Below are 10,964 nucleotides of genomic sequence, written 5' to 3'. Positions count from 1 at the left end.
CTCCCGTAAAGGCTCGGAAAGGTCTTGGTGCTGGATGTCAGGCGCGGTGGTTTGGCGTGCAGGTGTTTACGATCACCGCTGCGCCACGCCTCAAACCGTGTCACGAAGGAGCGGACTTGACCGACCGCATCCATAATAGCGACACGGCGAAGGTACGATGGAAATTTGTAGTAACGTTTAGCAAAGTACGTGTAGCGTACCTGTGGTCGTTTTTGGGTGGGATGTATCAGCCGTTCTATTACCTCGACCACCGCGTTCCCTTCGCAGACGCCGACCTGCGGCCAGTGCGTATACGTCACGGTCATGAGATCGCGCACCAATCGCCGATACAGTGCCAGCGTATCCGCCAGAGCGGTCTGTTGGTCGGCATTGGTGACGTGTAGCGCCAGGGAGTCGGAACGGATGATCGACATAAGAAAACTATATATCTAACCAGTTATAAGAACAAGCAAGGCTAACGTCTTGCCCTGCCTTAACCGCCGATTCATTCAAAGAATCGAATCGCAGAATGCGGCAGGATTTTGTTCAACGCGGGAGCAAGCGAAAGCCACTGTGTGTCGCGGGTAGCAATGATAAGGTAGAGGTTCCGCTGAGTTTCAGGAGGATGTCATGGTCTACAGGCACGGGATGGGAGTGCTAGCGGTAGCCGTAATGCTGGTGCTGAGTGGGTGTGGGGGAAATAACGATGCAGTGGATGAAACATCAGAGATACAGCCGGAGGCCAGTGAGCAGCAACGCGAGGTAATGGAGCCTGAACCTGAGCCGGCTGTCGAGCCTCTCGAGGTGGCGGTCTCTTTGTCGGTATCGCTGCATAATGACCGACGCTTGATGGTGGAAGGCGAGACTAACTTACCGGATGGCGCACGCCTGCAAGTGGTGGTGGAGCATAAATACAACCGTGTGAGCTGGCAAGCACGTACAGAAGTGGAACAGGGATATTTTGTTGCCGGGCCGTTTGGCTCGAGCACTGGGTTATCGGACGGCGAGTACCAGGTTCGTGTGCAGCTCTCCGAAGCCAGTGTTCAGCCTGACACGGTGCAGCAGCGTATCGGGGAGCAGGGCCAACATCTGACTGGGGAGCTGGTAAGAACGTCACAGCACGGCTTGGGGCAAATAGCGGTTTATACCAAGGATTACATGATTGGCAGTGAGCCGCGCCGGTCCCAAAGCCAAGCCGAGGTGATCGAAGATCGCATCTAATGATTTTTATCGATAGTCTTCATGGCGCGGTAGAAGGCTGCCAACGGCCTAACAAGATAGCGCGGATGGCATCTGTCTTGGGCGGTTGTTCGAGATATTGCATATTAAAGCGCTGCTCGTTTTCCACGACCTCGTTTTCCACGACATAGTGCCCAGGCTGATGAAATTCACGGGTAGGACCCAGCAGGGCGAGTTCGCCTTCTTCCAATGGTGGAAAAGAGTTCTTGGGAGCCGGCGTGACGATAAAACACGCTTGCTGCCATTGAATCGCCAACGGCAGATAGGGAGGCAGTTGAAATGCCGCCTGTTGCGATCGGTGCCAGGGCAAGGGGCCTTCATGCTGCAGAGGCAGCAAAGCCGTTGAGGTCGTCTCGCCTTCCAATAAGGTGGCAAGCGAGCATTCCAGAGCCTCAGCCAATGCCACCAGGCGCTCATGGCCTATCTGCTTGATGGCTCCGGATTCCCAATAAGAAACCGTCACGTCCGATACGCCTACTTTGCGGGCAAGTGCGGCCTTGTTGAGTTTGGCCCGAAGTCGTAACTGTTTGATGCGGGAGCCTAGCGATTCCATCTGATTTTCCTGTTGCTGAGCCAAGGGAGGCTGTATGTATATTCACGAGAAAAGTGAAGGGGAAAGCGTTTTTTCTTGGTTCGCTTAATACCCGATCGCTAATCCCTGCCTCACCATATAGATGCAAGATAAGCGCAATAAGGCGACGTGCAAGGCGTCAGATTTTAAGAGACATGCCTATTATTTTGTGCTCATTCGCGCATTTTGTGCTTAAACGCGCATCCAATGCAACCCTTCCCCTGCAACCTTAATTGCATGGCTAAGACGTTAGTTTTCTCCAGTGGTTCCCACTTCGTGGCTTTTGGTTGATGGCTGGGTGCGTATAATGTGGCCCACGCAAAATATGCTCTCAACAGGACGTGACCATGACCGTACGCACCCGCATTGCGCCTTCGCCCACGGGCGATCCGCACGTTGGCACCGCCTACATTGCCTTGTTCAACTTGTGCTTCGCTCGCCAGCATGGCGGGAAGTTCATCTTGCGCATTGAGGATACCGATCGGGTTCGTTCGACACCTGAGTCTGAGCAGATGATCCTTGATTCGCTTAGTTGGCTGGGCCTTGAGTGGGACGAAGGCCCCGATGTGGGTGGACCGCACGGCCCTTATCGGCAGAGTGAGCGAGGGGATATTTATGCCCGCTATGCTCAGCAACTGCTGGATGAAGGCCATGCGTTCGCCTGCTATCGCACCAGTGATGAGCTAGATGAATTGCGTGAGGCACGCAAGGCGGCCGGTATGCAGCTGGCGCTGAAACCGGCTGATCTGGCGTTACCTGACGAGGAAGTGGCGCGACGCACACAGGAAGGCTGGCCTTATGTGGTGCGTATGCAGGTGCCTACCCAAGGGGTATGCGTGGTGCAGGATATGTTGCGCGGAGAAATAGACGTTGAGTGGGCGCAGGTAGACGCTCAGATACTGCTCAAGTCCGATGGCATGCCCACGTATCATTTGGCCAATGTGGTCGACGACCATTTGATGGGTATCACCCATGTGCTACGGGGTGAAGAGTGGATCAATTCGGCACCCAAACATCAGTTGCTGTACGCGTATTTTGGCTGGGACATGCCGCAGCTGTGCCATATGCCTCTGCTGCGTAATCCGGATAAATCCAAGCTTTCCAAGCGCAAGAACCCTACCTCTATCAATTATTATCGTCGCATGGGCTTTTTGCCGCAGGCCGTGACCAATTATCTGGGCCGGATGGGCTGGTCGATGCCGGATGAGCGTGAAAAATTCAGCTTGGATGAAATGATGGCCCATTTCGATATCCAGCGTGTCTCTCTGGGAGGGCCGGTATTCGATCTGGAGAAGTTGACCTGGCTCAACGGGGTATATCTGCGCGAAGACCTGGATGACAGCGCTTTTCTCAAGGCGCTGATGGATTGGGCCTTCAATGAAGCCTACGTGAGCAAGATTCTTCCGCAAGTACGCCCAAGGGTCGAGACCTTGGCTCAGGTGGCGCCATTGGCGGGGCATTTCTTCTCCGGGCTACCTTCGATCAGTAAGGAAAGCTTTTCCTCGGTGAAGCTGGAAGACGAAACCCTGGTCAAGCTTCTGCAGTTTCTGGTGTGGCGTTTCGAAAATGTTCCGGCATGGCACAAGGATGCTCTGCTGGAAGAGGTCAAGACATTGGCCGAATACTTCGAGCTCAAGATGAAGGCGTTTCTGGCTCCTGTGTTCATCGCGATTACCGGCTCCTCTTCGAGTACCTCGGTCATGGATGCGATGGCGATTTTAGGCTCCGATGTCACTCGGGCGCGGTTACGACATGCCATCGACGTGCTGGATGGCGTCTCCAAGAAGCAGGCCAAGCGTTTCGAGAAGGAATATCGCGACCTCTGACACTCCCCACCTGCCGCGCTTCGCGCTTTAGGCGAGGGTTCTTGGGTCACCCCGAGAACCTTCCTGCTTCGATACGCCTTCACTAGACAACGGCTAGGCCGCTGCCCCCGCTCCACAGGCGAGCCCAGCCAGTCCGGCGGTTAGAATATTCTTCGCCGCATTGATGTCGCGGTCGATCCCCTGGCCACAGCTGTCGCAGTGCCAGTGGCGCTGCGACAGCGGCAGCTTTTCAACCTTGTGGCCACAGCCATGACACAGCTTGCTGCTGGGGAACCACTGGCTCACCTTCACCACTTGTCGTCCTGCCCAGGCGGCCTTGTACTCAAGCTGGCGGACAAATTCGCCCCAGCCCGCATCACCGATGGCTTTGGCGAGCGATCGGTTTTTGACCATGCCAGTGATATTCAGCGACTCGACACACAGCACTTGGTTTTCGTTAACGAGGGTGCGGGTCGCTTTATGGGCCGCATCGCGGCGGCAGTCCGCGATCTTGGCATGGCGCTTCGCCACTTTCCGGCGAAGCTTGGCGCGATTGTTTGAGCCTTTCTGTTTCTTGGCCATCTGGCGCTGAAGGTAGGCCAGCTTGGCTTCGTAGCGTTTCAAGTGGCGCGGGTTGCCGGATTTCGCGCCATCGCTGGTGATGAACAGGTCCGTGAGTCCCAAGTCGATGCCGGTCATCTTCGGCGTGATCGGGAGGGCATCCGAGACAAAGTCGCACAGGCAACTGATGAAATAGCGGCCTGCACGATCTTGCGAAATCGTGATACTGGAGGGCGCACTGGGTAGCGGACGGCTCCAGCGGATCGGCAATGGCACCTTGGACTTGGCGATGATGATCTCGCCATCACGATAGCGAAAGGCCGCCTTGGTCAAGCGGATCGACTGCCGCCCATCCTTGCGCTTGAAGCGCGGATAGCGCGCCCGAAGTTTGGAGTTGAAGAAGTTGTCGAAGGCGGTTTTCTGGTCACGCAGGGTTTGTTGCAGGATGACGCTCGATACTTCCTTGAGCCACGGAAACTCGGCTTTCAAGTCCACCAGGCGCTTTTCCGCAGCGGAAGACGACACTGACTCGCCGTGCTGCTGATACGCCTCGGTGCGATAAGCGAGCGTGTTGTTCCAGACAAGACGTGTACAGCCGAACGACTGTGCCAACAGCACAGCCTGTTCTGGTGTGGGGTAGAGACGTTCTTTGTAGGCACGTTTTGTCATACTGGAAAAATATCAGGGGTTAGGGGCAATATCAATACAGCACCGCGGCGCGGTGCGCGCTTGTATCTCCGCCCGATTGGGCGAAGCTTTACGCGCTAATTGGTAAAAACATAGCAAGAACTCGTTGCACGACTATTGACGAAGGCGGGCGTAATCAGTACTATACGCTCCGTCTTCAAGGCATGTGGGGCCTTAGCTCAGCTGGGAGAGCGCAACACTGGCAGTGTTGAGGTCAGCGGTTCGATCCCGCTAGGCTCCACCAATCGCTTTGTCGAAGACCCTTTCTTTATTTTGTAAAGCGTCGTACCACGTCCCATTCGTCTAGTGGTCCAGGACACCGCCCTTTCACGGCGGTAACAGGGGTTCGAACCCCCTATGGGACGCCATTAACTTGCAGTTTCCTCCTCTTGTTTTTCAAGGCTTGCCTGACAAGTCCTGATGCCGGAACGTTATCTATAATAGTCGCGCCTCAAGATGATTCTTGAGACGCTTATATTGCTGTGCGGCGTTCTCTGACCAGCCTGTACAACTCCTCGCGTTTTTAGATTTTTTGCCTGCCAAAAGCTATTTTTATGTAAATTTGGGCTTGACTTGTCCACTTTTCCTGTTTGCGCTGGATGCGTTATGCACAAGGGGTTTTTAAAATTCGGCCACCAGTGAAACTTAGTTAAATTGTTTAAAAACAACGAGTTACATTAGGTCAAAAAATGATCAATTTGAGGCTGGGCCACTGAACATGGCGATTGTGGGGCATTGTGTAATGGTTATGAACAGGGTTATCCACAGATAGTGTGGAAAACCCTGTGCGGCATGGTTGGAAGGTAAAAAGTACCCGGTTAATCCCTTGGACGTAAGCGTTTGAGTAGCGAGGAAGTATCCCAGCGACCGCCCCCCATTTGCTGCACGTCGGCATAGAATTGGTCCACCAGGGCGGTCACCGGCAAGGTCGCATCGATACGTCTGGCTTGCTCCAGACAAATCGCCAGGTCCTTGCGCATCCAATTCACCGCAAAACCGTGCTCGTAGCTATCCTCGATCATGGTCTTGTGGCGATTGTTCATCTGCCACGAGCCGGCGGCTCCCTGAGCAACCACATCGATGACTTGCTGTCTGTCGAGCCCGGCCTGCTCGGCAAAATGCAGGCCTTCCGCCAGCCCCTGGACCAGGCCGGCGATACAGATCTGATTGACCATCTTGGTCATCTGACCACTACCGGCGGAACCCATCAGTGTCACGGCTTTGGCATAATGCTCAAGAGCAGGGCGCACATGGGCAAAGGTTTCCTCTTCACCGCCGCACATGATCGTCAAGGTGCCGTTTTCCGCCCCTTGCTGACCCCCTGAGACAGGGGCGTCGATAAAGTGAACGCCTTGCTTGCGACAGGTAGCATCCAGTGATTCGGCAAGATCGGCGGAAGCAGTGGTGTGATCAACGAGCACCGCGCCCTCATGCATGCCACCCAGTACGCCATCTTCCCTAATGGTAACTTGGCGAACGTCGTCATCATTTCCCACGCATACCAATACCAGGTCAGCGCCTTCAGCCGCTTCACGGGGCGTGGCGTGGGCGCTGCCGCCATATTCGGCTACCCAGCTGTCGGCTTTTGTCGCAGTGCGGTTGTACACACGCAGGCTAAGCCCGGTCTTGGCGAGATGGCCGGCCATGGGGTGGCCCATGACGCCCAGGCCGATAAAGGCAACGGTTGTAATGTCACGCATGCTCAAGCTCCTGTTGAGTAAGCCATCGTTTCTGGCGTAGTGGAGAAAATGTAAAGAAGTGGTAGAAGTTCGCCAAGAAAAATATGCAAAAGGCCGCCCGAAGGCGGCCTTGGTATTACACTGGCAGGTGCACGATCATTTGCTGGGATAGCTACGCTGATCATGACCGGTATACAGCTGGCGCGGACGACCGATCTTGAAGTCGTCGCTTTGCATCTCGTGCCAATGGGAAATCCAGCCAATGGTGCGCGAGACGGCAAAGATGACCGTGAACATGTTGGTCGGAATGCCCATTGCCTTGAGAATGATGCCAGAATAGAAGTCGACGTTGGGGTAGAGCTTGCGCTCAATGAAGTAGTCGTCTTCCAGGGCGATCTGTTCCAGACGCTTGGCAATCTTGAGCTGGGGGTCATCGGCCATGCCCAGCTCGGCCAGGACTTCGTCACAGGTTTCCTTCATGACTTTGGCGCGCGGGTCGAAGTTGCGATAGACGCGGTGACCGAAGCCCATCAGCTTGAAGGGATCTTCCTTGTCCTTGGCCTTGTCGACAAAGTGCTGGATATTCTCTTCGGAATCGTCACCGATTTCGTCGAGCATCTTGAGCACGGCTTCGTTGGCGCCACCATGAGCCGGACCCCAGAGAGCAGCGATGCCGGCACTGATGCAGGCGAACGGATTGGCACCGGTGGAGCCTGCCAGGCGAACGGTTGAGGTGGAGGCGTTCTGTTCATGGTCGGCATGCAGCATGAAGATGCGATCCATGGCCTTGGTGAATACCGGATTGCTCTTGTAGTCCTCGCAAGGGGTGCTGAACATCATGTAGAGGAAGTTCTCGGCATAGTTCAGGTCGTTGCGCGGATAATTGAACGGCTGACCGACGTTATACTTGTATGACATCGCCGCCAGGGTCGGCATTTTAGCAATCAGGCGGACTGCACTAATCTCACGATCTTCTTGCTTGGTAATGTCCATGTGGTCATGGTAGAACGCCGCCAAGCCGCCCACGACACCACACAGAATGGACATCGGGTGAGCGTCGCGCCGGAAGCCCTTGAAGAAGTTATTGATCTGATCGTGAACCATGGTGTGGTTGCGAACCCGCGATTCAAAATCAGTATATTGCTGGTCTGTGGGCAGGTCGCCGAACAGCAGCAGATAGCACACCTCGACGAAATCGGACTCCTTGGCAAGCTCTCCGATAGGGTAGCCGCGATAGAGAAGGACGCCTTTGCCACCATCTATATAAGTGATAGCGGACTGGCAGGAAGATGTCGACATGAAGCCAGGGTCATAGGTGAACAGGCCCTCAGCCACGAGGCTGCGTACATCAATGACATCGGGGCCAAGAGTGCCGGAATACATCGGTAGTTCGATCGTCTTGTCCAGACCATCTACCGTTAATGTTGCTTTCCTGTCAGCCATACTGGCCTCCTTTCGAATACGGGTTGGGACGTAAGGTCGGTGTTTCGCATGCCGCGCCGGCGAAAAGACTCGCCCACTATAGAAGCGTAAAAAGGATTGTCAATTAGCCTAAATGCCAGCTCGAGCTATACTGGTAGTTACATTTTGTGCAGCTTTTGTATAATATTAAGGGGCATTAGTTAAACATTTAGTGTTCAAGCAAGCGAGCGCTTCTACGTTCTTCCGAATGTGGCCACCTGCGTCTGGCTTGATGCTGTAATCTACTATAGCTATGCTGCAATGCAAAATCGACTCGATATCTGGCTATCTTCTTGAACCATGGTCGAGTTAATCGGAGTTCGGTTTGTCAGCGGAGCCTAAGGTTCTTATAATCTTGGCGCGCGACCGACAGGTAGGAGGTCGTGCCCGACTTGGCAACGGCCGAGCTGCTTCCAGAAATCACCCCGCTCGGGCCATGCCCGACCTGTCGCAGAGCGGGCCAAGAGAGTGTATAAAGCCGTGAATAGCAAACGACCCGTAAACCTAGACCTTTCGACCATACACTTCCCTCTTCCTGCGTTGACTTCGATCACACACCGCGTCACGGGTGTCATCCTGTTCGTTGGTCTGATTTTCGCTTTCTGGGCATTGGACAAGTCGCTTTCATCACCGGCAGGTTTCGATGCGGTAAGCGATGCACTGGCCCATAACTTTCTAGCCAAACTGATTGCCTGGGGCCTGCTCTCCGCCTTGGCGTTTCACTTTGTCGCTGGTATCAAACACCTGCTCATGGACGTCGATATCGGCGTGACCTTGGAAGGTGGCATAAAAAAAGCACAGGCCACCGTCGTGGTCAGTGTCCTTCTGATTATTCTGGCGGGAGTCTGGGTATGGTAACCAACATTACGAGCTTTGGCCGCAGCGGCCTTTCCGACTGGCTGATGCAACGTGTATCCGCCGTGATCATGGCGCTGTACACCGTGTTTCTCGTCGCCTATCTGCTATTCAACCCGGGGCTCGATTATTACACCTGGAGCGGCCTGTTCGACCAGACATGGATGCGAATCTTCTCCTTGCTGACCTTCATTTCCCTAGCGGCACACGCCTGGATCGGCTTATGGACCGTAACCACCGATTACCTCAAGTCTACGCCTCAGCGCGTGGGTGCCCAGATGCTGATCATTCTGGCCATCTTCGTGTATCTGGTGTGGAGCATTCAAATTCTGTGGGGAGCTTGATTCATGTCCAACCTGCGTAGCTTGACATTTGACGCCATCATCATCGGTGGCGGTGGTTCCGGTCTGCGAGCCGCACTTGAACTGGCCAAGTCTGGCAAGAAGACAGCAGTGCTCTCCAAGGTGTTTCCGACGCGCTCACACACTGTCTCCGCCCAGGGTGGCATCACTTGTGCGATTGCTTCCGCCGATCCTGATGACGATTGGCGCTGGCATATGTACGACACCGTCAAGGGCGGTGATTATATCGCTGACCAGGACGCGGCTGAATACATGTGTTCCGAAGGTCCCAAGGCGGTGTTCGAGCTGGAACACATGGGCCTGCCGTTCTCGCGCTTTGATAACGGCCGTATCTATCAGCGTCCCTTCGGCGGCCAATCCAAGAACTTCGGGGAAGGCGGCCAAGCCGCACGCACCTGTGCCGCCGCTGACCGTACCGGCCATGCCTTGCTGCATACCCTGTATCAGAACAATATAAAGAACAACACCGTCTTTCTTAATGAATGGTATGCGGTGGATCTGGTCAAGAATGCCGAGGGCGATGTCGTGGGCTGTATCGCCATGTGCATCGAAACCGGTGAAGTGGTGCATGTGAAGTCCAAGGCCACGGTGCTGGCCACCGGGGGTGCCGGACGTATCTACGCCTCCACCACCAATGCCCTGATCAATACCGGTGACGGTATCGGTATGGCGCTGCGCGCCGGCTTCCCGATGCAGGACATGGAAATGTGGCAGTTCCACCCGACCGGTATCTATGGTGCGGGCACCCTGGTGACTGAAGGTTGCCGTGGTGAAGGTGGCTACTTGATCAACAAGGATGGCGAGCGTTTCATGGAGCGTTATGCGCCCAACGCCAAGGACCTTGCCGGCCGTGACGTGGTTGCGCGCTCCATGGTCATGGAAATCCTTGAAGGTCGCGGATGCGGCGAGAAAGGCGATCACGTCTTCTTGAAGCTCGATCATCTGGGTGAAGAGGTGCTGGGCAAGCGCTTGCCGGGTATCGTCGAACTGTCCAAGACCTTTGCTCATGTGGACCCGGCTAAGGAGCCGATTCCGGTGGTGCCGACCTGCCATTACATGATGGGCGGGATTCCGACCAACGTGCATGGTCAGGCGATCATGCAGGGCGAAGATGGCAAGGACCAGATCGTCAACGGTCTGTTTGCTTGCGGCGAAGCGGCTTGTGTCTCGGTACACGGTGCCAACCGTCTGGGTGGCAACTCACTGCTCGACCTGGTGGTATTCGGGCGTGCGGCGGGCATGTTCATTGAAGGCGCTCTCAATGCCGGTGTCGAATATCTGGATGCCACCGAATCCGATATCGAAGCGGCCATGACTCGCATGACGCGTTGGAACGAGTCCGAAGAAGGCGGTGAAACCGTCCCCGAGCTCAAGGCGGCCTTGCAAGACATCATGCAGGCTTCTTTCGGCGTCTTCCGTGAAGAAGAGAATATGCAGAAGGGTGTCAAGCAGCTTGCAGAATTGCGCGAGCGTATTGCCAATGCGCACCTGCCGGACAAGTCCAACACCTTCAACACGGCCCGTGTCGAAGCCCTGGAGCTTGATAACCTGATGGAAGTGGCCGAAGCAACGGCAATTTCTGCCCTGGAGCGCAAGGAAAGCCGTGGTGCGCACTCTCGCTACGACTACCCGGATCGTGACGACGTCAACTGGCTGAAGCACTCACTGTACTTCCCGGCGACAAAGCAGCTGAAAAAGCGCGACGTCAACTTCAAGCCTAAGACCATGGCAACGCTCGAACCGAAAATTCGCACCTACTAAACTC

General features: G+C 55.1%; 9 protein-coding genes, 2 tRNA genes and 1 pseudogene. 7 read left to right on the top strand and 5 right to left on the bottom strand.

Annotated elements, in window-relative coordinates:
- Window positions 1-413 (bottom strand): annotated as a pseudogene (locus GPM19_RS14710) (IS200/IS605 family accessory protein TnpB-related protein); the annotation flags it as partial.
- 196 nt (window positions 414-609) lie between these two features.
- Between GPM19_RS14710 and GPM19_RS14705 the strand changes: the two are divergent.
- Complete coding sequence (locus tag GPM19_RS14705) at window positions 610-1,200, top strand: hypothetical protein (RefSeq protein ID WP_160419769.1); 591 nt, start codon at window positions 610-612, stop codon at window positions 1,198-1,200.
- A gap of 19 nt (window positions 1,201-1,219) precedes the next feature.
- Here the strand turns inward: GPM19_RS14705 and GPM19_RS14700 are convergent, their stop codons facing one another.
- Window positions 1,220-1,771 carry a helix-turn-helix domain-containing protein gene (locus GPM19_RS14700; RefSeq protein WP_160419768.1) on the bottom strand — a complete coding sequence of 184 codons (552 nt, stop codon included), beginning with the start codon at window positions 1,769-1,771 and terminating at the stop codon, window positions 1,220-1,222.
- Between the two features lie 365 nt (window positions 1,772-2,136).
- Between GPM19_RS14700 and gltX the strand changes: the two genes are divergently transcribed.
- Window positions 2,137-3,615 (top strand): glutamate--tRNA ligase, encoded by a 1,479-nt coding sequence (gene gltX, locus GPM19_RS14695; RefSeq protein ID WP_160419767.1) that lies wholly within the window; start codon window positions 2,137-2,139, stop codon window positions 3,613-3,615.
- A 93-nt stretch (window positions 3,616-3,708) separates the two neighbouring features.
- On the opposite strand, the gene GPM19_RS14690 is transcribed toward gltX, so the two are convergent.
- On the bottom strand, window positions 3,709-4,824 hold the full coding sequence (locus tag GPM19_RS14690; RefSeq protein ID WP_160419766.1) for an RNA-guided endonuclease InsQ/TnpB family protein: 1,116 nt from the start codon (window positions 4,822-4,824) through the stop codon (window positions 3,709-3,711).
- A gap of 186 nt (window positions 4,825-5,010) precedes the next feature.
- Here GPM19_RS14690 and GPM19_RS14685 point away from each other — a divergent pair.
- A tRNA-Ala gene (locus tag GPM19_RS14685) sits at window positions 5,011-5,086 on the top strand.
- A 48-nt stretch (window positions 5,087-5,134) separates the two neighbouring features.
- Window positions 5,135-5,210, top strand: a tRNA-Glu gene (locus GPM19_RS14680).
- 450 nt (window positions 5,211-5,660) lie between these two features.
- Here the strand turns inward: GPM19_RS14680 and GPM19_RS14675 are convergent.
- On the bottom strand, window positions 5,661-6,542 hold the full coding sequence (locus GPM19_RS14675) for an NAD(P)-dependent oxidoreductase (RefSeq protein WP_160419765.1): 882 nt from the start codon (window positions 6,540-6,542) through the stop codon (window positions 5,661-5,663).
- 135 nt (window positions 6,543-6,677) lie between these two features.
- A complete protein-coding gene (gltA, locus tag GPM19_RS14670) occupies window positions 6,678-7,964 on the bottom strand; it encodes a citrate synthase (RefSeq protein WP_160419764.1) in 1,287 nt (428 codons plus the stop codon).
- 498 nt (window positions 7,965-8,462) lie between these two features.
- Here gltA and sdhC point away from each other — a divergent pair, with 498 nt between their 5' ends.
- Genes sdhC through sdhA form a run of 3 tightly spaced genes read left to right on the top strand, consistent with a single transcriptional unit; the run spans window position 8,463 to window position 10,960 of the window.
- Complete coding sequence (gene sdhC, locus GPM19_RS14665) at window positions 8,463-8,840, top strand: succinate dehydrogenase, cytochrome b556 subunit (RefSeq protein ID WP_319928139.1); 378 nt, start codon at window positions 8,463-8,465, stop codon at window positions 8,838-8,840.
- Window positions 8,834-9,181, top strand: a complete 348-nt coding sequence (gene sdhD / locus GPM19_RS14660) for a succinate dehydrogenase, hydrophobic membrane anchor protein (RefSeq protein WP_160419762.1) — start codon at window positions 8,834-8,836, stop codon at window positions 9,179-9,181. The genes sdhC and sdhD overlap by 7 nt, the downstream gene beginning before the upstream one ends.
- Before the next feature lie 3 nt (window positions 9,182-9,184).
- The gene (gene sdhA, locus GPM19_RS14655) at window positions 9,185-10,960 is read left to right on the top strand and encodes a succinate dehydrogenase flavoprotein subunit (RefSeq protein WP_160419761.1); all 1,776 of its coding nucleotides are present in this window, start codon (window positions 9,185-9,187) and stop codon (window positions 10,958-10,960) included.
- Window positions 10,961-10,964 lie beyond the last annotated feature (4 nt).

Source organism: Vreelandella zhuhanensis, from assembly GCF_009793355.1.
Taxonomy (GTDB): domain Bacteria; phylum Pseudomonadota; class Gammaproteobacteria; order Pseudomonadales; family Halomonadaceae; genus Vreelandella; species Vreelandella zhuhanensis.
The sequence above is the reverse complement of the archived record's forward strand: the minus strand, read 5'-3'. Positions and strand labels throughout refer to the sequence as shown.